Origin of the sequence: Candidatus Salinivivens marinus (assembly GCF_965655845.1) — a bacterium.
GTDB classification, from domain to species: Bacteria; Pseudomonadota; Alphaproteobacteria; order Rhodobacterales; family Rhodobacteraceae; genus Salinivivens; species Salinivivens marinus.
In genome coordinates this window covers 225,752-248,670 of the sequence record NZ_CBFHHX010000001.1, presented here as the reverse complement: position 1 = coordinate 248,670, position 22,919 = coordinate 225,752, and the positions used below count along the sequence as shown (strand labels likewise).

Below are 22,919 nucleotides of genomic sequence, written 5' to 3'. Positions count from 1 at the left end.
CTAACTACTCGACTTTGGCGGAGCACCGCCAAGAAAAAAGTTTCCGTTTTTATAATCGCATGGCTCATCCTGCATCATAAGGTGCAGACCATCTCCGTCAAACGGGTTCTGCCTTGCAAGACCCTCATTGACCTCTATGCCGAGGCCCGGAGCTTGTGGTGCTTTTATATATCCGTCGTCTACCTGTATCGAACTCTTAATAAGTTCGTCATGGAACTTCGTCTCAATAGTTTCGAGAATCAAGATATTTGGAATAGATACAGCTAATTGAATATTCGCCGCCCATTCAATTGGTCCAGCATAAAGATGAGGAGCCATTTGAGCGTTGAATACTTCGGCTATTGCAGAGGTCTTCTTCATTTCCCAAATACCCCCAGCGCGACCTAATGCAGGTTGAAGAATTGAAATACCCCCACTTCTCAGTAAAGTGGCAAACTCATATTTTGTAGTTAGTCTCTCACCTGCGGCAATTGGTACTTTCAACGATTTGGCTAATTTTTGAAACTCCAGTAAATTATCGGGTGGAATAGGTTCTTCAAACCACAATGGGTTGAAACGTTCGATGGCTTGGCCAAGTCTTATGGCTCCAGAAGTAGTAAACTGTCCATGGGTTCCCAAAAGTAAATCCGCCCTATTGCCTATTGCTGCTCTTATTTCCTCCATGAATGAAACACAAAGCTCTATATCTCTTAGGGCAGGTTGATGACCTCCACGCATTGTATAGGGGCCGGCTGGATCAAATTTAAGTGCTGTATACCCTCGCGATACTAAATCATAGGCACTTTCAGCTGCATCTTCTGGGGAAGTCCAAAATGACTTTAAATCATGATTTTCAAGCGGATACAGGTATGAATAAGCTCTAATACTTTCGTTCATTTTCCCGCCTAGTAAGGCCCAAACTGGTCTGTTGCGTTCTTTTCCAAGAATATCCCAACACGCAATTTCTAATCCCGAAAATGCCCCCATGACAGAAAGATCCGGCCTCTGAGTAAACCCAGATGAAAAAGTTCGTCTGAACATCAATTCTATATTTTCTGGTGATTGATTTAAAAAATATCTCTCAAAGACGTCTTCAATAACTGCCGTCATAGCTTTTGGACCAACGGATGATGCATAGCATTCTCCCCATCCAACAACATTCGTATTTGTCGTTAATTTGACCAAAATCCAGTATCTTCCTCCCCATCCCGGAGCGGGGGGGGCTGTTACAATTACATCCAGATTAGTTATACGCATCTGATATACCATTAATTAAAAACAATCAGATTTCTCTTTGCTGAACCAGATTTTGTGTCGAAAATTGCCTCATTTATTTGATCCAGTTTCCACTTTTTTGAAATTAGTTCATCCAATTTTAACCTATTTTGTAGATATAAATCAGCAATCCAGGGAATATCCCTTTCTATGACGGTATCACCCATTTTTGACCCAACCAGTTTTTGAGATGCTGCCGCTAAGTTAACAGGCTTAAAAGTAGCTAGTTCATTGGTTTTTGTCATTCCCAGCATAACAACCTGACCGCCTTGCGCGAGATATAGGGGGGCCGTATCGTACACAGCGACCGCGCCCACTGAAACAAATACAGCATCGGCGCCACCGCCTAATTTTTCTTTTGCCAATTTCCATGGACTACCCTTGGTGCCTAGGATGCCATCAGTGGCTCCAAATTCTATTGCCATGTTTAATTTTTCCTCAGAAAGATCTACTGCTATTATTCTGCGAGCGCCCGCAAGTCTTGCACCTTGGATTGCATTGAGCCCAACGCCACCCGCACCGATTACAATCACATCTTGCCCCGGTTTTATTTTTGCAGCATTTACAACTGCTCCAATTCCTGTAATCACACCGCATGCCATCAATGCAGCGGCCTCATATGAAATTTTACTACTTACTTTGACTATTTGCGACTTATCAACCACTACTTTTTCCGCAAATGCTCCACATGCCATAGCTTGCATTAATGTGCCTCCATTTGAGGTTTTAAGAGGGCCGTTTGTCCCATCGTATTCGGTCATGCATATTGTTGGTTGGCCTTGTTTACAATTCATACAATTTCCACAGGATCGAATAAGCGTAACCACAACTCGATCCCCAATAGCTAGACCTTCAATATTATCTCCGATGTTGCTGATTTTACCGGATGCTTCATGCCCATAAACTGCTGGTAAAAAACCACCCCATGCTCCCTCCATGTAAGAGATATCAGAGTGGCAAATAGCGACTGCCCCTAGCGTAACCTCAACCTCATTATTAACGGGCGAACGTAGTATAACATCCTCAACCTTCAATGGTTTGCCAAATTCATGTGCTACGGCGGCTTTTATTTTGGGCATTACAACCTCTGTTTTAAAAGCAAATGATTGCTATTTTACAAGCTAAGGCTATACAAAACACGCAAACATGCAATGAGTTTTCGAAATTATAAAGTGCTTGCTGGCTTGCGTCTGGATATAATAAACAAGCACAATAGAACCATAAGCGCAGAGAATAAAAACGGCATACCAGGGAAATAATATTTTGCTGTTTTGTCTGAAAAAACGGCTAAAATCCACGTCATGGTTATCGGCGTTATGACCATGGCAATGGCATTAAGTGAAGAGGCCACACCTTGTATGGCTCCTTGTCGGTCGTCACCAACTGACTTTGACAGAATTGCTTGTATTGCTGGTTGAGCAAGAACGCCGAGGGACGCAAGTGGTATTAGTATGATCAAGGTTTTACCGTCAGTTAGAAATGCAAATGTAAACATGGCAGAGAACTCGAAACAAAACCCTATTATAATTGTTTTTTTCTCGCCCCAAATTTTTATTGCTGGTCGCACCAAAACGCCTTGGACTATTGCAAAGCATACTCCGTAAATGGTTAGGGAAATTCCTATCATCCCAGGAGACCAACTGAACCTTTCAACTGTAAAAAAAGGCCAGATTGCAGCATAGATCGAAGTCCCTATAGTGAATAGCAGAAATACCAAAAGTAATGAATAAATTCCTTCAAATTTTCGAAGGTCTAAAATTGCACCAATTGGGTTTGCTCGATACCACATGAATTCTCGTCGGTTCTTTGTTTTTAAACTTTCTTTAAGTACAAAATAACATAGCACACCGTTTGCAGCAGCTAGCATTGCTGCTGCGAAAAATGGGGCTCTGGGACCCCATTCTCCTAATAATCCGCCTATCAAAGGCCCAAGAACAAAGCCTAGACCAAATCCAGCGCCAAGCATTCCAAACCGAGCTGCTTTTTCCTCCGGCGAAGATATATCTGCCATATAAGCATTGGCTGTTGCATGGGTTGCGGCAGTGATTCCGCCTATCAGTCTTCCAAGAAATAGTAACCACAGGGTTTGTGCAAAGCCCATTAAAAGATAATAAGCCGCCATAACGAAAAGCGCTAGTAACAGTATTGGTTTTCTACCATACCTGTCGGATAAAGCGCCTAAAATGGGTCCAAAAATAAATTGCATCAATGCAAATGTAGATGCTAGCAGTCCACCCCATATCGCGATGTCAGAAATTTTTTCAGTACCTGTTACCTCCGCAAACAGAGCAGGCATAACCGGAATGATAATTCCAATTCCCATTGAATCCAAAACGACAGTTGTAAAAATCACAAAAATTGGAAGCTTTGAGTTATTGGGCATTTTTAATTAAGATCTTGATAACCAATTTATAATTTAAACTACGTCAAAGTTGCTTTACGTTAAGCGCACGTCAAAAAGGGCCCATTAACAAAATAATTTCAGACACGTTGGTTAAACAAATATTGGCATGGGTCAACCCCATTCTCTAAACCAACTAATTTTGTTGCAGATATTTATAATATCTAAGACTTCTAAAACACATAATTTTAATGTAGCCCATATTACCTAAAAGGTTGGTTAGAATATTATATTCATTTTTTAGGTAAAATAGAATTTAGGGTTTCCTAATACACAACTTTAGTGAAAAGACAGAGCTCTAGAAAAGATTTCTGGATCCACGTTTCCTCCAGATGCAACTACTACAATTGTTTTGCTATCTAACATTTCACTATGGTATAGTGCTGCTGCTAAGGACACCGCGCCGCCAGGCTCGATAACTATTTTTAATCTTTCAAAAGCAATTCTCATTGCCCTAAGAACTTCGCTTTCTGTAACTACAATTCCAGGGTAGCAAAATTCTTTTAAAATGGGAAATGTAAGAATACCTGGAGAAGGGGTAACAATCGCATCGCACAAGCTGCTTGAGTTATTGTCATTTGTTTCTCTTTTCCCAGATATCAACGAGCGTACTACATCATCAAATCCAGCTGGTTCAACTGGGTGCACTTTAAAATTTTTGGCATTTTCCGCACAGGCAAGAGCAATACCGCTTGTCAGTCCGCCGCCGCCACAACATACAAGCAGATCCGCCTCATCGATTCCAAGATCTTTGGCTTGTTCGGTTATTTCCAGTCCTGTTGTCCCTTGTCCTGCAATCACGTCGGGATCATCATAAGGCTTAATTAAAACTGACCCAAATTTTCTTTGAAGGTTTTCACCTATTACTTCACGACTCTCATTATATCTATCGTAGAGCACAACTTCTGCACCAAGTTTTCTGGTATTATCAATCTTAATTTTTGGTGCATCCTCAGGCATAATTACAGTAGACGGTATGTTGTGCATTGTTGCCGCCATTGCTATACCCTGCGCGTGATTTCCGGATGAGTAAGCGAGAATCCCTTTATCTCTTTCTTCGCTTGTCAAAGCTGATATCGCTGAAAAGGCGCCTCGAAATTTAAAGCTCCCGGAATGTTGCAAGCATTCTGCTTTTAGATACGTTGGCCGACCAACTATCTCGTCAATAAATGGTGAATTTAAAAGTGGGGTAACCCTTTTTTTGCCAGATAAACGAGCGTTTGCCGCTAAAATCATTTCAAAATTCATTTTTTATCCTAAGATTTTAGTATTTTTTGAGTTACGCACTTTTAATTATGTTACAAAGCTATTCAAATATATCAATGAGTTGTGTGAGGTTGGAGAATTCATGATTTGGCTTCCAAGGCAAACGTTCAACTGGCTTTTTACCTCTATTGATCCAAGCGGTAGAAAATCCGTATTTAGTCGCCCCTACAATGTCCCAGCCATTTGAGGAGACAAATAGAACTTCGCTTGTTTGATAGCCCATTTTTGAATTTACCAATTCATAAACTCTTTTATCGGGCTTGAAAATTCCGACTTCATCTACGGAGACTATAAAATCGAAATAATTATTTATTCCAGTTGATACGCATGCTGATTGTAGCATCCTTGGAGTTCCATTCGACAAGATTGCCAATTTAACATTCAGCACATTCAATTCGTTTAAGATTTGACCTGTCTCTGGATACACTTCACTTGTCCAGTATAAGTCTAATAAGGTCTCTCGGAGTTTTGGGTCCTCAGCCAATGCCATCTCCTCTAGAGCAAAGTCCAAAGCTTTTGAAGTTATATCACTAAAGTCAGTCTTAAAATTTAAAATATTTTGAAGCCAAGTATATTCAATTTGCTTCTTTCTCCAAATTTCTGCGAGGCCTTCCCAAGAACTCTTTAGTAGGGAATTTGAGGAAACTAACGCAGATTTCCGAGCTGCAGCAGTAATGTCAAAAAGTGTTCCATAGGCATCAAAAACAATTGATTTATATTGCAATTCAAATCCTTTATCGAAAGATTTTTCAGTCAATTTTTAGTAAGACTGTTCCATTTCTGCCTGGTTTCATAACTTGCTCATGAGCCTTTGCGCAGTCACCCAATTCATAGATGCTATCGATAGAAGGGAATAGGGCGTGTTTTACATATGCATCGTGGATTATCTTTATAAGTCTTTTTCGAAGAGGCGTTGGCATAAGATAGACTAAAATCATGTTTAGCGTTAAGCTCTTAAATAAGTATTCTCCAAATGGAAATTGAGGGTTCATATTTTTACCAGAACCGTAGATAGATACAGTTCCCATTGCGCGCATAATTTTTGGTATAACATTTATATTTTCGCCGAATTCCACTTCGACAGCATAATCTACTCCGTTAGGTGCACACTCAAGAACTTTTTTATCAAGGCCAGGATCCGCGTAGTCCAAGACAAAATCAGCACCTAGGTCTTTTAATTTCTTCACTTTATCTGCTCGAGCAGTAGCAATGATTTGGGCGCCTCGGTATTTCGCTAATTGTATTGCTAGGTGTCCTACCGCCCCATTACCACCTGAAATAAATATCGTTTTTTCCTCAATATTAGATTGCATACAGATAAGCTGAGCTGCTGTAAGACCTGGTATTCCAAGGCAAGCTCCGTGCTCAAAGGACATTGAGGATGGCATTTTCACTGCTTGATCAGCTGGTAAGCAAATATATTCTGCGGCGGTTCCGAAAGCCCGGTTCCAGGCACCATTCCAAATCCATACTCTCTCGTTACGTCTTTTTGAGCTTATATTTTTTCCTACCTCAACTATAATTCCTGAGCCATCAGAGTGTGGGATTATTCGATCGAACGGTGGATTACTTACTCCTGGGCGACCGCCGGCCCTAGCTTTAGCATCGGAGGGATTTACGCCAGAAAAATATAGTTTTACCAGCACTTCATTCGCTTTAGGTTTAGGTTTTTCAATGTCTAATACATTTAGTACTGACGATGGAGAGCCGAACGAACTATATGAAACGGCTTTCATCAAATTTATTCTCTTTAACTTATTTCGTTTTTCAATCTAATGACTACATTTACGGAAGTTATTCTCGTTCCATTAGGGGCGTCTGGAAGCCTAGCAATCTCTAAATCTTCCAAAGGGGCGTCAGTTAGTTTTGCTTCATCTTCCCAATAAAAGTGGGGATGATCATAAGTTTTAGTATCAAAATAAGATTTTGATCCATCTACAATTATTTCTTGAATTAAGCCCGCGTCACAAAAGGTTTTCAACGTGTTATAAACTGTCGCCAGTGATACCGTGTAGCCTGTCTGTTGAACTTTAGCAAACAAGGTTTCTGCGGTTACATGTTTATCCTGCCCATCGCCGACCAGCACTTCCGCAAGGCATAGTCTTTGGCGTGTAGGACGCAAATTTGCCTCTTCCAGCCATTTTGTTGCTCTTTGATTTGCAATTGAAATCATGTTACACCTTCCACATTGTACTTATTATACATCCGTTTGCACAAAAAATTCAACGCTATTCTACTTTCACTCCTTGAGAAGGTTCAATGTGATCTTGCAAGCATTGCGAGCGGGGTGTTAATGACTAAGAAAATTTTAAAGAAAGTAAAGAAAAGATGGCAACCTATCCCACTGAATTTAATAAAGAGGAATTGTTAAAGTGCTCAAGGGGGGAACTATTTGGCCCAGGCAATGCTCAGCTACCAGCACCTCCTATGCTAATGATTGATAGAATTACAGAGATTAGTGGAGATAGCGGACCTGATGGAAAAGGTCATGTTGTAGCCGAATTTAATATTACTCCTGATCTTTGGTTTTTTGAGTGCCATTTCCCGGACAATCCAATTATGCCAGGCTGCCTTGGCTTGGATGCATTATGGCAATTGACAGGTTTTAATCTGGGCTGGAGAGGATGGCCAGGTAAGGGCTACGCTTTGGGGGTGGGAGAGGTAAAATTGACGGGCATGGTCCGCCCTGATAGGAAATTACTAACCTATCGAGTAAACTTTTCGAAGGCCATTCAAACACGGCGCCTAACAATGGGCGTTGCCAATGGCATTGTAGAGGCTGATGGTGACGTGATATACCAAGTAACCGATATGAAAGTTGCGTTATCAGAAAACTAAACCAAAGGACAAAAATATGCGTCGTGTAGTCGTCACCGGAATAGGTATAGTATCTTCAATAGGTAACAATACCGAGGAGGTTTATAATAGCCTAATACATGGCAAATCAGGTATTACAAAAAATGAGGATATGGCCTCTTACGGTTTTCGTAGTCAAGTTGCAGGAAACATCAAGTTAGACGTCAGTGAGCATGTAGATAAGCGATCTCTTCGTTTTATGGGGCCGGGTGCTGCATACGCTCATATAGCCATGGAGCAAGCGATCAATGACTCGGGCTTAACTGAGCACGAAGTGTCAAATATTAGAACTGGTTTGGTGGCAGGCTCGGGAGGTCCATCTACGTCCGCTATGTTGACCGCCCATCAAACTGTTTTAAAGAATTCAAGCCCAAAGAGGATTGGTCCATTTGCTGTTCCTAAATGTATGTCATCTACTATTTCAGCAAATTTAGCCACTGCGTATAAGATAAAAGGGATCAATTATTCGATTACCTCTGCGTGCTCCACTTCACTTCATTGCATTGGAAACGCGGTGGATCAAATTTTAATGAATAAGCAAGATATCATGTTTGCTGGGGGCGGAGAAGAATTGGATTGGACGCTTTCGTGTCTTTTTGATGCAATGGGGGCCATGTCTTCAAACTTCAATGAATCGCCCGAACGTGCATCACGTGCTTTCGATGCAAATCGGGATGGTTTTGTAATTGCCGGTGGTGGAGGTATAGTCGTGCTTGAAGAATTGGAACATGCTAAGGCCCGCGGTGCGAAAATTTATGCTGAGGTGACTGGGTTTGGGGCTACATCTGATGGGCATGATATGGTGGCACCCTCAGGTGAAGGTGGGGAACGAGCTATGCGTTTGGCCTTAGGTACTCTGCCAGAGGGTCGTGCAGTTTCATATATAAATGCACATGGTACTTCCACGCCTGTAGGAGATGTTGGGGAAGTTGAAGCAGTACGTAGGGTTTTTGAGAATAAAGAAATGCCGCTGATTAGCTCAACTAAGTCTATGACTGGTCATTCCCAGGGAGCTACTGGAGCCCAAGAGGCTATTTATTGTTTATTAATGCTTAAAAGTAACTTTATTGCTCCATCCATCAATATTGAAGAACTTGACGCCGGTATCAACTCTGGCGAGATAGCGCGCGAATTGGTCGAAGATGTTTCTCATGATACAGTCATGACAAATAGCTTTGGATTTGGTGGTACCAATGGATCAATGCTACTATCTAGATATTATGAATAGTTGGACTTTGTTAAAATGACTGGGCAGCTGGAAGGTAAACGTGGTTTAGTAATGGGTGTTGCAAATGAGCGCTCAATTGCTTGGGGAATTGCAAAATCTATGTCGAATGAGGGGGCCGAGTTAGCATTTACTTACCAAGGTGAAGCATTTAGATCGCGACTTGAACCTCTTGCATCTTCAATTGGGTCAAATTTATTATTTGAACTGGATGTAGCAGATGATGCTTCCTTCGAGAATACCTTTGAGAGTTTGTCGGAGCATTGGGGTAAATTAGATTTCATAGTTCATGCGATTGCATACTCAGATAAAAATGAACTAACTGGTCGATTTTTAAATACCACGCGAGAAAACTTTAAAAACACACTAGATATCTCCAGTTATTCATTAATTGAGGTTGCTAGACGGGCATATCCCTTGATGATGGATAAAGGAGGTACAATATTAACTCTAACCTACCAAGGTTCAAATCGAGTTACTCCTTTTTATAATGTGATGGGTGTGGCTAAGGCTGCTCTTGAGGCAACGACAAGATACCTTGCAAATGATCTTGGGCCCAGTGGTATTAGGGTGAACGCAATTTCTCCCGGACCTATGAGAACCCTTGCGGGGGCTGCAATAGGCGGAGCCCGAAGAACTTTCAAACACACTGAAATTAATTCTCCATTACGCTCTAATGCAACTTTGGAAGCGGTTGGGGGCACCGCAGTTTATCTAGCATCCGATGCTGGTTCCTTTACTACTGGGGAAGTTATATATGTGGATGGGGGTTACCATGTGCTTGGAATGCCCCAAGCTGATAATGTTTAGAACTAGCGAAATGAATCTAGCTGGTATTTCGAAGCTCTTTAGAACATTGCAACTCTACTTGAAAATGGTATAGCGACGTATAAATTGCTCAGTTTGAAAGATTAAAAATGCAAAATCAAAAGAAGCTATTCGTAAAAACCTACGGCTGCCAAATGAATGTGTATGATACAGAGCGAATGACAGAGTCGTTACAAACTGAAGGATATGTTCCTACAGATAGCGCGGAAGATGCAGATATGATCTTACTTAATACATGCCACATCAGAGAAAAAGCTGCGGAAAAAGTTTATTCTGAGTTAGGAAGGTTCAAGAATTTAAAATCCGAAAATCCTGATCTCAAAATAGGGGTTGTTGGATGCGTTGCCCAAGCAGAGGGAAAAGAAATCATTCGAAGGCAGCCATTAGTTGATTTAGTTGTAGGTCCTCAGAGCTATCACAAACTACCGGTGCTAGAGCGACAGATCAAAAATGGAGAGAAAAGAGTTGAAATTGATTTTCCAACAGAAGACAAGTTTGATTTTTTGGCAAGGAGAACCGATGTCAAAAGAGCGCCAAGTGCATTTTTAACCATACAAGAAGGCTGCGATAAATTTTGCGCCTTTTGTGTGGTTCCTTACACGCGCGGCGCAGAGTTATCCCGTCCAGTTGAAAAAGTGACCTCAGAGGTCCGCTCTTTAGTTGATAAGGGAGTAAAGGAAATTACACTCCTTGGTCAAAATGTAAATGCTTATCATGGAGCTGGTCAAGATGGTGCGCAGTTCACGCTAGCCCAACTTATTTGGAAGCTTGAAAAAATTAATGGTTTGGAAAGAATTCGCTATACCACGAGCCATCCTAACGACATGACAGATGATTTAATTGATGCACATAGTGACTGCCAAAAGCTGATGCCTTACCTTCATCTGCCGGTGCAATCTGGGTCAAATAAGATTTTAAAAAGGATGAACCGATCGCATACTGCTGAAACATATATTGATCTGATTAGTCGCATCAGGAAAGCCCGCCCTGATATACTTATATCAGGTGATTTTATTGTTGGATTTCCAGAGGAAACAGATGATGATTTTGAGGATACTTTAGAGTTAATTCGCCAAGTTCAGTACGGACAATCCTATTCATTTAAGTACTCTGTAAGACCCGGAACACCTGCAGCAGAACGTCAGCAAGTCACTGAGGATGTTAAAAATACACGCTTACACGAGTTGCAGAAACTTTTAGTAGAACAACAAAAGACGGTTCAACAAGATATGGTGGGTCGAACTGTTCGCGTTTTATTTGAAAAAAACGGCCGCCAAATTGATCAAGTTGTTGGAAAGTCAGACTATTTGCACGCGGTGCATGCCTCAGGTGATGACGATAAAATCGGTTGTGTGGAAAATGTATTAATTACTAAAAGCAACACCAATTCTCTTCAGGGGAAAATTATCTGATTTTTGTTTGTTTGGTATTTCATTAATCTGTGGCTTGTAATTTTATCTTTTTTGCCTAATTCAAACTTTGTGCATAATTTCAACTAAGTCTTGCGTTTTTCTTGCATGCTTGCAACCATATGACTTGTAGAAGGTAAAGGAGTTCTGATTGGCCCACGGTGTGTTGAAGCAACCTGATAGTGGTGAGGAAAAACTTGAAAAATCTAGCCAATTAGAATTCGCAGATAATAGGCTCCTAATTGATCTATGTGGCGAGTTTGATCGTAACTTAGCTGAATTAGAAAATAAACTTTCCATTCAGATAGTACGACGCGGTAACGTGCTCGATTTAATTGGTGACAAACCGGCGGCCAAAACAGCCGCACTAGTTCTCAACGCACTGTACCAACGATTGGAAAGTGGTAAACTGATAGAGTTGCCGGACATTGACAGAGAAATAAGGTTCACCCTCGATGGAGCAAAAGGCTCTACTGATCAAATGGAAATGTTTTCTAATGGTCGCTTCGAAATTAGAACTCGGAAGAAAACGGTTGAACCGCGCACTGAGGCTCAGCGCACATTTGTGAAATCATTGACCAATAATGAGTTAGTATTTGGAATAGGCCCAGCGGGTACAGGCAAAACTTATTTAGCCGTTGCCGTTGGTGTTTCAAAATTTATTGCCGGTGAAGTTGACAAAATTATACTAAGTAGGCCAGCAGTGGAAGCGGGTGAAAAGCTTGGATATCTACCTGGTGATATGAAGGATAAAGTCGACCCGTATATGCAGCCCCTGTACGACGCCCTGAACGATTTTTTGCCTGCAAAACAATTGGCTAAGTTGATAGAGGAAAAGACTATTGAAATCGCACCGCTGGCTTTCATGCGGGGTAGGACATTAGCCCATTCCTATATTGTTTTAGATGAAGCCCAAAATGCTACTTCAATGCAAATGAAAATGTTTTTAACACGGTTGGGCGAAGGCTCGCGAATGGTCATAACTGGCGATGGGTCCCAGATTGATTTGCCAAATGGAGTTCGATCTGGTCTTCTTGATGCTGAAAGTTTACTGGCAAATATTCCAAAAATCGGGTTCAACTATTTTACATCGAAGGATGTGGTAAGGCATCCTTTAGTCACAACAATAATCGAAGCTTACGACAACAGAAGCCAGCAATAATAAGATTTAATTAATTTGATGACACAGGTAGAAGTTTTAGTTGAAGATGATAGATGGAAAAGCATAAACTTTGAGGACCTAGTTACAAAAACTTTTTATGAAACTTTGAAGAGACTTGGCTATTCGAAAACAGATTATTTTATCTCAGTTTTAGGATGTAATGACAAAAAAATGAGAAAATTAAATCTCATGTTCCGGAGTAAGGACACTTCCACCAACGTATTATCTTGGCCATCGAGGGAAAGATTGCGAATTGTAGACGGCGATCACCCGAAACCGCTTGACCCGACCTTGGATGCTGAACTTGGAGATATTGCTTTGGCTTATGAAACTTGTCTTCGGGAGTCTACTCACTATAATACCAACTTTGCATCGTATGTGCAGCACCTGACGATCCATGGCATTCTCCATTTAGTAGGTTATGACCATTCTAGTGACCCAGATGCAACGCTCATGGAGGATTTAGAAAGCCAAATACTTGGCAATTTAAGCTTGAAAGCCCATACTTAATAATAGACACATTATGTCTAGAAATCTTGGACTCGGAAATGGAAGATAACGACGGATCATCTAAAGCAGCGCAAAGCGCGCCTTCAAAAAGTTTAGTAAATTCTAACTTCAGCGAAAAGTTAATGGGGCTCTTCAGTAGAAAAAAAACTGATGATATCTCTGAAACAACCGATGAAATACAAGAGAATAAAATTTCAACAGTGTCGCACGGCATGTTTAATTTACGCAGATTGTGCGTTGAAGATGTCGCCATTCCAAAAGCCGAGATTGTTTCTGTAAGCGCAGATATAAAAAAGTCTGAACTTGTAAGCGTGTTTAGGGAAAGTGGGTTAACGAGACTTCCAGTTTACGAAGGTACTTTGGATAATCCAATTGGAATGGTTCATCTTAAAGATTTTACATTAGGATATGCCTTTGCGAAGAAAAATACTTTTAAAATTAAAGATATTCTCCGTCCCTTACTATATGTTCCTGCATCGATGACTATAGGTGTTCTTTTAACTAAAATGCAGTCAGATAGACGTCACTTAGCACTTGTGATTGATGAGTACGGAGGCGTTGATGGCCTTGTTACTATTGAAGACTTAATTGAACAGGTCATTGGCGAGATCGAGGACGAGCATGATATTGACGAAGGGCAAATGTGGACTTGGGAAAGTGATAATACGATAGTAGCGCTGGCTCGAGCTTCACTTGATGAACTTGGTCCCGAGATTGGAATAGATTTTACACAAGTTCCAGACATAGATGTCGAGGAGGTAGATTCTCTCGGAGGGCTAGTTTTTGTTCTTGCAGGTAGAGTCCCAGTAAGGGGAGAAGTCGTTCAGCACCCTCAAGGTCTTGAATTTGAAATTATTGATGCTGATCCACGACGTATTAAGCGTGTCAGGCTGCGTTTGAGAACTTCGGTTAAGGCTGCCGAATAAGATGATAGTTTAGTCTGTAAGTAAATGGGTTACTTAAGACCTATAAGTTTGGGTGCGTTACTAGCCGTAGGTCATGCACCTTTCAATCTTTGGTTTCTTAGTTTCAGTGCTATTTGCTTGTGTTTTTTGGACATCGTAAAACAACGTAAAAGATCAGACATCGCCCTATATGTAATGCTTCTGGGTATGGGGTACTTTATATTAACTTTAAATTGGATCGCTGAGCCTTTTTTTGTCGACTTTCGGTCTCATGCGTGGATAGCTCCGTTCGCGATTTTTTTTATTTCCGTAACAATGGCATTTTTTTGGTGTGCATTTAGCTATATTTTTGCACCTTTTGGCGCTCGTTGGGCATTGTTACTGGGTATAGCGACAGCGGAATACTTCAGATCATTTGTATTAACAGGTTTTCCATGGGGTACAATAGCGTCCTTGTTTGTGAATTCTCCTCTGGGTCAGCTTCTTGCTATTTTTGGACCTTTTGGTCTTGGACTTTTTGTTTTTGCGCTTGTGATGTATTTAATTTTTTTGGTTGAAACCAAAAAGTTTTCTTCAGCAGTAGGTGGAATATTTGTTTTGTCATTATTGTTCCTATGGGGATTTCAACGCCAAAACCATGAAGTTTTTTTTACTGACAAAACAATTTTACTAGTTCAACCAAATGCACCTCAAAGTGAAAAATGGGATGAAAATTTAGCCCCAGTTTTTTTTAATAGAATGATAGAAAAGACAGAACAAGCAAATGACGTAAATTTGATAGTATGGCCGGAAAGTGCAATTTATAAACCACTCAACTATGCTAATGAACTATTGGACGCAATAAATGAAGCTTCTTCGGGAGTACCAGTGGTATTTGGGGCACTTCGTTATGATGAAAGTGGAAATTTACGTAATTCACTAGTCTTAAATAAAAGCAGCGATAAGCAGTTGGTATATGACAAGTCAAGACTTGTTCCATTTGGAGAGTACTTACCATTTGCAGGTTTTCTTGGAAATTTAGGTCTCAATTCTATGGTTAACTCCTTTGGTTCGAGCTTTACCAAAGGTCATGGCGCAGATTTAATCGAAGTTGAGCCTGACTTATATTTTCAACCACTAATTTGCTACGAGGCAATTTTTCCAAGTATTTTAAGAGCAACAGCTAATCGCGCTGATCTCATCATTCAAATTACGAATGATGCATGGTTCGGACGGTTTTCTGGTCCATACCAGCACCTCGAAATATTAAAAATGAGAGCCATCGAGACTGGTATCCCAGTTGCTAGATCTGCCAATACTGGGATCTCTGCAGTCATTTCTGCAAATGGAAAAATCATTGACAGTTTACCCTTGGAAACACAAGGTTCGTTAGAATTGGCTATCCCTCAGGCGTTGAAACCCACTTTTTATTTTACATGGGGTGATAGTATTTTTTTTATGATGATTTTATCTCTCATAACTATGCGCCTAATTGTTAAAAGATACTATTGACCGTAGTAGTTTTAACGATTAACCAAAGTGAGGCACGCAACGGCTTCCTGACGCGTGAGATTAAATTATTGGAGCAGAAATCTTGTCTCGAGAAACTTACATTTTTACTTCAGAGTCTGTGTCTGAGGGACATCCCGACAAAGTTTGTGACAGAATATCTGACGCTGTTTTAGATGCCTTTATTGCTTTGGAACCTGAAGCGCGGGTTGCTTGTGAAACTTTTGCAACCACCAATAGAGTAGTGGTTGGTGGAGAGGTTGGTCTGTCTGATAAAAATTTGTTGTCAAAACAAATGGATCAGATTGATGAAATTGTTAGAGCTTGCATAAAAGATATCGGATATGAACAGAAAAAATTTCATCATGAAACCGTTGAAATAACAAATTTGCTTCATGAGCAATCTGCACATATTGCTCAAGGTGTTAACGCAGACGATGACAAGGAGGAGGGAGCAGGCGATCAGGGCATAATGTTTGGCTATGCAACTGATGAAACTCCAGATTTAATGCCTGCGCCTATCCAATACAGTCATGCTATTTTGAGAAGATTGGCTGAGGTAAGGAAGTCAGGCACCGAACCCACTCTTGGTCCCGATGCTAAATCACAGTTGTCAGTCCGTTATGAAAATGGAGTCCCTGTGGGCGTTTCATCAGTAGTTCTGTCTACCCAACATTTAGATGCCTCTTTGTCATCGGATGATGTTCGTGCTATTGTTGAACCCTACATATTAGAAATTTTACCAGACGAGTGGATAGACAGCTCCACTTCATGGCATGTTAATCCAACAGGAAAATTTGTAATTGGTGGGCCTGATGGCGATGCTGGTTTAACAGGTCGAAAAATAATCGTTGATACCTATGGTGGTGCCGCTCCGCATGGTGGAGGAGCGTTTTCCGGTAAAGATCCAACCAAGGTCGATCGATCCGCAGCCTACGCTGCGCGGTACTTAGCGAAGAATGTAGTTGCTGCTGGGCTGGCTAGAAAGTGCACAATCCAACTTAGTTACGCAATTGGAATTTCCCAACCACTATCTATTTATGTGGATAGTTTTGGAACTGGAACAGTATCTGATAAATTAATTGAAAATGCCATAGCAGAATCTATGGATTTAACTCCGAGGGGAATCCGAACTCATCTAGGGTTAAATAAACCGATTTATCAAAGAACAGCTGCCTATGGTCATTTTGGCCGATCACCTGAAAGTGATGGTGGTTTTAGCTGGGAACGTACGGATTTAGTTTCAGAATTATCAAAAAATTTGTAATTATCGGTCTGATGACCTTATCTAGGCTGGGTAACTGCAAGGAATTTACAAATCTAGAACAATACCTACTGATTAAATAATGGATAACAAAGAAAGCAAGCCCAAGAATTTCAGAAATTTCTATGGAAGGTTAAAAGGAAAAGGTCTTCGAGCGTTACAACAAAAACTTTTGAATGACCAACTGGAAAAGTTATCAATACCTGCCGTCAAATATGAGATAAATCCGGATAGGAGGCTTATAGAACTATCAGATCTTTTTAAGAATGTAACATCATTCTCTCTTGAAATTGGATTTGGGGGGGGGGAGCATCTAGTTTATCAGGCAGAGCGCAATCCAAATATTGGTTTCATTGGTTGTGAACCATATATCAATGGCGTTGCAATGCTTGCTGGAAAACTTTCAAAACTTGAGTTGACCAATGTTCGTATTCATCCTGGTGATGTACGAGATTTATTTGATGTGCTGCCGGATGATTCAATTGACAGTGTTTTTTTACTCTATCCAGATCCTTGGCCAAAAAAAAGACATCATCGACGAAGGTTTGTCACAAGCGAATATTTGATAGATCTGGAGCGAGTAATGAAAACTGGTGCATTATTAAAGGTGGCTACCGATATTCCAGACTATGTTCGACAATCGCTTCAAGAAGTGTGCAAGCATCATTTTTCATGGACGGCGACTGATGCTCAAGACTGGAGAGAGTGTTGGAGCGATTGGATGCCAACTAGATATGAACGCAAAGCCCTACGAGAGGGGCGCAGGCCGTATTATTTAACATTTGAAAAGCGAGAGTCCTAGACGTTGATCAAAGTCTAGTTTATCAGAGCCAAAACAAAGGTTTGACAAATGTCTATAAATTGTGACCCAAGGATTATGCGTGCTTCTAGCTCTCGCCCTCTCAAGGGAGAAGTTTCAATTCCGGGTGATAAGTCAATATCGCATCGATCTTTAATTCTTGGTGCCCTTGCTATAGGGCAAACTAGGATTACTGGCTTACTAGAGGGTCAAGATGTTCTTGATACGGCCCGGGCAATGGTTAGCTTTGGTGCTCAAGTTGAAAAAGTTGAAGGTGGTGAATGGCATGTAGAGGGCGTGGGTGTAGGAGGATTTGCTGAACCTGAAACGGTAGTAGATTGTGGTAACTCCGGTACAGGGGTAAGGTTGATAATGGGCGCAATGGCAACAACTCCCATTAATGTGACATTCACTGGTGATCATAGTCTAAACAGTCGACCAATGGGACGCGTAACGGATCCGCTGAGTAAATTTGGAGTAGCTACATTTGGTCGTAGTAAAGGAAGGTTGCCAATGACGATAGTCGGTGCGAGATCTCCCATCCCTATTCAATACACGGTACCCGTGCCATCAGCCCAAGTTAAATCTGCACTGCTATTAGCCAGTTTGAATGTTCCCGGCGATACCATCATTACTGAAACAGAAAAGACTAGAGACCATACAGAAAGAATGCTCAGCTCATTTGGGGCAGAGATAAAAGTAGAAGACTACTCAAACCGAAGATTAATTACATTAAGTGGTTATTCAGAATTAAAAGGTCAAATTGTTCGTGTACCAAGCGATCCATCAAGTGCGGCATTCCCTATTTGTGCTGCTATTACAGTAGAGGGCTCAGATATACTTGTTCCAAATATTACGCTTAATGAAACAAGAGCTGGATTATTTACTACGCTGATTGAAATGGGTGCTAATTTAAGTTTTGAGAATGAAAGAGAGGAAAGTGGTGAGCCTGTTGCCGACATTCGTGCTTGTTTTTCTCCTGATTTGCAAGGGATTGAAGTTCCACCGGAACGTGCGGCTTCTATGATAGATGAGTATCCAATTCTCGCTGTCGTCGCCGCAAACGCTTCTGGAGAGACAAGGATGAGAGGTGTTAGGGAACTACGAGTAAAAGAGAGTGATAGGATTGACGCAATGGCGAAGGGCTTAAGATCAAATGGAGTGTCTGTCGACGAAGGCGAGGATTGGTGGATAGTAAAGGGCAATGGTGCTGGCTCAGTCAAAGGTGGTTCTACTTGCCAGACATTTTTGGATCATCGTATTGCTATGTCTTTTTTAATCCTGGGTTTATCATCACAAAAATATATCGAAATAGATGATTGTTCGCCAATCAATACATCCTTTCCAAATTTCATTCAGCTAATGCGTGAGCTTGGAGCTAACTTAGAAGCACGAGGTTAACAGCTTTGGCAAAGTTTGACCTAGTAATAGCAATAGATGGTACGGCAGCATCCGGTAAAGGTACAATTTCAAAGAAAATAGCACAAAATTATTCTGTACCGCACCTTGATACTGGCCTTCTATATCGATTTGTTGGGTATAAAGTTCTTAAAGGATTTGATCCGGTAAGCGCTGCAGACCAGTTAAATCTGTTCGAACTGGAAGCTTTAGATTTAAAAACACTAAAGGTATCAAATGCAGCCTCCGAGGTTGCTAAAAACCCCTTAGTCCGAGCTAAATTACTAGAATTTCAGAGAAGTTTTGCTTCACAACCTGGTGGTGCTGTTTTAGATGGACGCGATATTGGAACAGTAATTTGTCCTAACGCAGATATAAAATTTTTTATAAGTGCTTCGGCTGAGATTAGAGCGCGAAGGAGATATGAAGAGCTCTTAGGCTTGGGGCACTCAATATCACTCAACAAAGTTTTAAAAGATATACAAGAAAGAGATGAACGAGATTCTAATCGTAAAGTTTCCCCGTTGGTACCGGCAGTGAACGCAAAAAAAATTGATACTTCTGATATGACCATTGCAGAAGTCTATGAATCAGTTTCAAGGGTAATTGAATCAGAACTAAAAAAATAATTTCTTCAGTATAATTGTGATTATTTAGTGTGCAGAAACCCCTTGATTTACAGAAAATTAACATGTAAACCGCGCCCGTCGTGCACTTAAAAGTAGTCAAGAAGATCTGCTTCTAATTGGCTAATCGTAGTAACGCTCGGCAAGTGAAACTAAAGACCGGTGGACCCAACCATCTGGCCAGTAAATATTTAATAAAGGATATAGAGACTATATGGCTCAAAATGCAACTATGGCAGAATTTGAAGCTCTGCTGAACGAAAGCTTCAAGATTGATACCCCCCAAGAAGGTTCTGTTGTCAAAGGTAAAGTGATTGCTATCGAGGCTGGCTTTGCAATCGTTGACGTAGGCTACAAAATGGAGGGCAGGGTAGAATTAAAAGAGTTTGCCAACCCCGGCGAAGCACCCGAAGTTGCGGTTGGCGACGAGGTGGAGGTTTTCTTAAGACAGGTCGAAAATGCCAAAGGCGAAGCTGTTATTTCTCGTGAAATGGCACGTAGAGAAGAAGCCTGGGATAGACTTGAAAAAGCTTATGCAGAAGATGCGAGGGTTGATGGTGCAATTTTTGGCCGTGTAAAGGGTGGGTTCACCGTGGACCTAGGTGGTGCAGTTGCCTTCCTGCCTGGTTCTCAGGTTGACGTGCGTCCAGTTCGTGACGCAGGTCCACTTATGGGTTTGAAGCAACCATTCCAGATTTTGAAAATGGATCGTAGAAGAGGTAACATTGTCGTATCCCGGCGTGCGATATTAGAAGAAAGTCGTGCCGAACAAAGAGCGGAAGTTATCGGAAACTTGGCAGAGGGTGACGATGTAGAGGGCGTAGTTAAAAATATAACTGAATACGGTGCGTTTGTTGATTTAGGAGGAGTAGATGGTCTTCTTCATGTAACCGATATGGCTTGGCGTAGAATTAATCATCCTTCCGAAATTTTAACTATCGGCGAGTCTATTAAAGTTCAGGTTATCAAAATCAATAAAGACACACACAGAATTTCGTTGGGAATGAAGCAACTTGAAGAAGATCCGTGGGAACTGGTAGCTGGTAAATATCCCTTAGAGTCTCTGCATAAAGGCGTCGTAACAAATATTACAGATTATGGTGCTTTTGTTGAATTAGAGGCTGGAGTTGAGGGTTTGGTACATGTTTCTGAGATGTCATGGACTAAAAAGAACGTTCATCCTGGAAAAATTGTGTCTACTAGCCAAGAAGTGGACGTCATGGTCTTGGAAATAGATGGTGTAAAGCGGAGAGTTTCTTTAGGGATCAAGCAATGCCAAAGAAATCCGTGGGAAGTATTTGCTGAGAATCATCCTGTTGATAGTGAAGTTGAGGGTGAAGTTAAAAATATCACTGAATTTGGCCTCTTTATTGGTTTAGATGGCGAGATTGATGGAATGGTTCACTTGAGTGATATTTCCTGGGATGAGCGTGGTGAGGATGTAATCCAAAATTTCCGTAAGGGTGACATGGTGAAAGCGGCAGTTACGGAAATTGATGTAGAGAAAGAACGAATTTCATTGTCAATAAAAGCGTTGGGTGGAGATAAATTTGCTCAAGCTACAGACAAGGTCAAGCGCGGCTCTATAGTAACGGTAGAGGTTACGTCAGTTGAAGATGGTGGAATCGAAGTCGAATACGAAGGTATGAAATCATTTATCCGTCGTTCAGATTTAAGTCGGGACCGCGCAGAACAGCGTCCGGAAAGATTTAGCGCGGGTGATAAAGTTGATGTTAGAGTGACCAGTGTTGATAGTAAGACTAGAAAATTGGGTCTCTCAATAAAAGCCCGTGAAATTGCTGAGGAAAAGGAAGCTGTAGAGCAATATGGCTCTTCTGATAGTGGAGCTTCGCTTGGAGATATCTTGGGTGCAGCACTTAAGGGTGATGAAGATTAATTTATAACATTTTCACAAGTTATAAGCCCCGCGTTTAACACGCGGGGTTTTTTTTATTGATTCGTTAGATGTGAGAAATTGCATTTAAACTTGGAATATAACAGTAACGACGCATCTTAAATTAGAAAAATATATCTTTTTGTAATAGTAATTCGTTAAAAAATAATACTTTAGGACGAGAAATGATTTTAATTTAGTGGGACTGATGATTATAGTTGAACTGCTACAACTAAAAATGCCAGGGAGACGACCCGATGATCCGATCGGAATTAATTCAAAAAATTGCGGATGAAAATCCACATCTTTTCCAACGTGATGTAGAAAGAATCGTGAATACCATATTTGAAGAGATTACGGATGCTCTAGCAAATGGTGATAGAGTTGAACTTAGAGGTTTTGGCGCTTTTTCAGTAAAAACGCGTGGTGCAAGAGTGGGGCGTAATCCTAGAACTGGTGAGGCAGTCAGTGTAGATCAGAAAAAGGTTCCATTTTTTAAAACTGGAAAACTTTTGCGTGATAGACTTAACGGGAAGGCTTAATATTTGACGCGTTACATTCGAGTTATTTTCTTAACTTGTCTTTCCGTCATAATTTTGACCTTAGCTGTTGCTAATAGAGAATTAGTGGACGTCAGATTGCTGCCCCGTGAATTTGATGGTTTTCTTGGTGTTGATGTGGGTTTGTCAATTCCAGTGTTTGTTCTATTTTTAAGTGGTGTTATTTTTGGACTTTTCGTAGGTTTTGTTTGGGAGTGGATTAGGGAAATGAAACATAGATCGGCTTCGAATAGAAAATCTAGGGATCTTGTTCGAGTAGAAAACGAGTTAAACAAGTTGAAACGTGACACTGGGCAAAACGAAGATGAGGTTCTTCTGCTTCTCAATAATAATCAATCAAACCAATGACCCGCAGCTTAAAGGAAATTAGCCCAATTGCGGTTAAAATTTGTGGGTTAACGTCTTTAAACGATATAAAGCTGGCAGCTTCCATAGGCGCTAGATATGCAGGTTTTGTATTTTTTGAAAAGTCTCCTCGTGCGTTGACGTTCGAACTAGGTCGTAAACTAGCACTGGAGGCGCCAATCGGATTGGCTAAAGTAGCGTTAGTCGTAGATGCTGAATTCTCGTATTTGGATGAACTTACTAGCAAGGTTCCAATAGATATGATACAGATGCATGGTTCCGAAAGTCCGAAATTAGTATACGAGATCAAAAGGCGATACGGTCTGCCGGTTATGAAGGCCGTTGGTATTTCTTCTGAAAGTGATTTAGACAAAGTAAAGTCATTTTGCGAAGTTTGTGATCAAATTCTATTTGATGCAAAACCTGCGAATAGGCACGCTTTGCCTGGTGGAAATGGGGTGCAATTTGATTGGTCTATCCTTGCAAATAGAAGCTGGTCAAAGCCCTGGATGTTGGCCGGGGGATTAAATGCCAGTAATGTTCAAACAGCTGTGAAATTAACCAATGCAAAGCAACTGGATTTATCAAGTAGTGTGGAGCTAAGCCCTGGTATAAAAGATGCGACTAAGATGAAGAATTTCATGCAGGCTTTGGACAATTGTAATTTTGGTAATTAATATAACTAAAATCCCTTGAACTTGGCGGCAAGTAATATAACAACTTAGTATC

Annotated in this window: 23 protein-coding genes and 1 riboswitch; of the genes, 16 read left to right on the top strand and 7 right to left on the bottom strand. The window is 40.9% G+C overall.

Translation table 11 applies throughout. The annotated features are described in order from the left end of the window. The 7 genes from ACTF5Q_RS01190 to irrA form a co-directional block, all read right to left on the bottom strand. Complete coding sequence (locus ACTF5Q_RS01190; RefSeq protein WP_438952896.1) at positions 1-1,236, bottom strand: mandelate racemase/muconate lactonizing enzyme family protein; 1,236 nt, start codon at positions 1,234-1,236, stop codon at positions 1-3. A gap of 11 nt (positions 1,237-1,247) precedes the next feature. Continuing rightward, on the bottom strand, positions 1,248-2,333 hold the full coding sequence (locus tag ACTF5Q_RS01185) for a Zn-dependent alcohol dehydrogenase (protein WP_438952895.1): 1,086 nt from the start codon (positions 2,331-2,333) through the stop codon (positions 1,248-1,250). Positions 2,334-2,419: 86 nt separating this feature from the next. Beyond that, positions 2,420-3,637, bottom strand: coding sequence for a TCR/Tet family MFS transporter (locus ACTF5Q_RS01180; RefSeq protein ID WP_438952894.1), 1,218 nt, complete (start codon positions 3,635-3,637; stop codon positions 2,420-2,422). Positions 3,638-3,934: 297 nt separating this feature from the next. Continuing rightward, the gene (locus tag ACTF5Q_RS01175) at positions 3,935-4,903 is read right to left on the bottom strand and encodes a threonine ammonia-lyase (RefSeq protein WP_438952893.1); all 969 of its coding nucleotides are present in this window, start codon (positions 4,901-4,903) and stop codon (positions 3,935-3,937) included. A gap of 58 nt (positions 4,904-4,961) precedes the next feature. After that, positions 4,962-5,645: a haloacid dehalogenase type II gene (locus tag ACTF5Q_RS01170; protein ID WP_438952892.1), complete on the bottom strand. Its 684-nt coding sequence runs from the start codon at positions 5,643-5,645 to the stop codon at positions 4,962-4,964. A 25-nt stretch (positions 5,646-5,670) separates the two neighbouring features. Next, positions 5,671-6,657: an NADPH:quinone reductase gene (locus ACTF5Q_RS01165; RefSeq protein WP_438952891.1), complete on the bottom strand. Its 987-nt coding sequence runs from the start codon at positions 6,655-6,657 to the stop codon at positions 5,671-5,673. 14 nt (positions 6,658-6,671) lie between these two features. After that, positions 6,672-7,094, bottom strand: a complete 423-nt coding sequence (gene irrA / locus ACTF5Q_RS01160; protein WP_154033231.1) for an iron response transcriptional regulator IrrA — start codon at positions 7,092-7,094, stop codon at positions 6,672-6,674. A gap of 155 nt (positions 7,095-7,249) precedes the next feature. Between irrA and fabA the strand changes: the two genes are divergently transcribed. The 16 genes from fabA to ACTF5Q_RS01080 all read left to right on the top strand — a co-directional run bounded on the left by fabA (position 7,250) and on the right by ACTF5Q_RS01080 (position 22,867). Continuing rightward, positions 7,250-7,759, top strand: coding sequence for a bifunctional 3-hydroxydecanoyl-ACP dehydratase/trans-2-decenoyl-ACP isomerase (fabA, locus tag ACTF5Q_RS01155; RefSeq protein ID WP_438952890.1), 510 nt, complete (start codon positions 7,250-7,252; stop codon positions 7,757-7,759). Between the two features lie 16 nt (positions 7,760-7,775). Then, positions 7,776-9,005, top strand: a complete 1,230-nt coding sequence (gene fabB, locus ACTF5Q_RS01150) for a beta-ketoacyl-ACP synthase I (RefSeq protein ID WP_438952889.1) — start codon at positions 7,776-7,778, stop codon at positions 9,003-9,005. A gap of 15 nt (positions 9,006-9,020) precedes the next feature. Continuing rightward, positions 9,021-9,812 carry an enoyl-ACP reductase FabI gene (locus ACTF5Q_RS01145; RefSeq protein WP_438952888.1) on the top strand — a complete coding sequence of 264 codons (792 nt, stop codon included), beginning with the start codon at positions 9,021-9,023 and terminating at the stop codon, positions 9,810-9,812. Positions 9,813-9,919: 107 nt separating this feature from the next. Further along, a complete protein-coding gene (gene miaB, locus ACTF5Q_RS01140) occupies positions 9,920-11,242 on the top strand; it encodes a tRNA (N6-isopentenyl adenosine(37)-C2)-methylthiotransferase MiaB (RefSeq protein WP_438952887.1) in 1,323 nt (440 codons plus the stop codon). A gap of 148 nt (positions 11,243-11,390) precedes the next feature. Beyond that, positions 11,391-12,401, top strand: a complete 1,011-nt coding sequence (locus ACTF5Q_RS01135) for a PhoH family protein (RefSeq protein WP_438952886.1) — start codon at positions 11,391-11,393, stop codon at positions 12,399-12,401. An 18-nt stretch (positions 12,402-12,419) separates the two neighbouring features. Next, the gene (ybeY, locus tag ACTF5Q_RS01130; protein WP_438952885.1) at positions 12,420-12,911 is read left to right on the top strand and encodes an rRNA maturation RNase YbeY; all 492 of its coding nucleotides are present in this window, start codon (positions 12,420-12,422) and stop codon (positions 12,909-12,911) included. Positions 12,912-12,949: 38 nt separating this feature from the next. Continuing rightward, a complete protein-coding gene (locus ACTF5Q_RS01125) occupies positions 12,950-13,837 on the top strand; it encodes a hemolysin family protein (RefSeq protein ID WP_438952884.1) in 888 nt (295 codons plus the stop codon). A gap of 24 nt (positions 13,838-13,861) precedes the next feature. Then, positions 13,862-15,307, top strand: a complete 1,446-nt coding sequence (gene lnt, locus ACTF5Q_RS01120; protein ID WP_438952883.1) for an apolipoprotein N-acyltransferase — start codon at positions 13,862-13,864, stop codon at positions 15,305-15,307. Positions 15,308-15,335: 28 nt separating this feature from the next. Next, a riboswitch (SAM-SAH riboswitch) is annotated at positions 15,336-15,383 on the top strand. A 6-nt stretch (positions 15,384-15,389) separates the two neighbouring features. Further along, positions 15,390-16,571, top strand: a complete 1,182-nt coding sequence (gene metK, locus ACTF5Q_RS01115) for a methionine adenosyltransferase (protein WP_438952882.1) — start codon at positions 15,390-15,392, stop codon at positions 16,569-16,571. Positions 16,572-16,650: 79 nt separating this feature from the next. Further along, a complete protein-coding gene (gene trmB, locus ACTF5Q_RS01110) occupies positions 16,651-17,370 on the top strand; it encodes a tRNA (guanosine(46)-N7)-methyltransferase TrmB (RefSeq protein WP_438952881.1) in 720 nt (239 codons plus the stop codon). A gap of 48 nt (positions 17,371-17,418) precedes the next feature. Then, on the top strand, positions 17,419-18,768 hold the full coding sequence (gene aroA, locus ACTF5Q_RS01105) for a 3-phosphoshikimate 1-carboxyvinyltransferase (RefSeq protein WP_438952880.1): 1,350 nt from the start codon (positions 17,419-17,421) through the stop codon (positions 18,766-18,768). Between the two features lie 5 nt (positions 18,769-18,773). Next, positions 18,774-19,394 carry a (d)CMP kinase gene (locus ACTF5Q_RS01100; protein ID WP_438952879.1) on the top strand — a complete coding sequence of 207 codons (621 nt, stop codon included), beginning with the start codon at positions 18,774-18,776 and terminating at the stop codon, positions 19,392-19,394. Between the two features lie 211 nt (positions 19,395-19,605). Then, positions 19,606-21,288, top strand: a complete 1,683-nt coding sequence (gene rpsA / locus ACTF5Q_RS01095) for a 30S ribosomal protein S1 (RefSeq protein WP_438952878.1) — start codon at positions 19,606-19,608, stop codon at positions 21,286-21,288. Between the two features lie 254 nt (positions 21,289-21,542). After that, a complete protein-coding gene (ihfB, locus tag ACTF5Q_RS01090; RefSeq protein ID WP_020044132.1) occupies positions 21,543-21,827 on the top strand; it encodes an integration host factor subunit beta in 285 nt (94 codons plus the stop codon). Between the two features lie 3 nt (positions 21,828-21,830). Beyond that, on the top strand, positions 21,831-22,193 hold the full coding sequence (locus ACTF5Q_RS01085; protein WP_438952877.1) for a LapA family protein: 363 nt from the start codon (positions 21,831-21,833) through the stop codon (positions 22,191-22,193). Beyond that, entirely contained in the window at positions 22,190-22,867 is a 678-nt protein-coding gene (locus tag ACTF5Q_RS01080; RefSeq protein WP_438952876.1) for a phosphoribosylanthranilate isomerase, read from the top strand. The genes ACTF5Q_RS01085 and ACTF5Q_RS01080 overlap by 4 nt, the downstream gene beginning before the upstream one ends. The last annotated feature ends 52 nt before the right edge of the window (positions 22,868-22,919 follow it).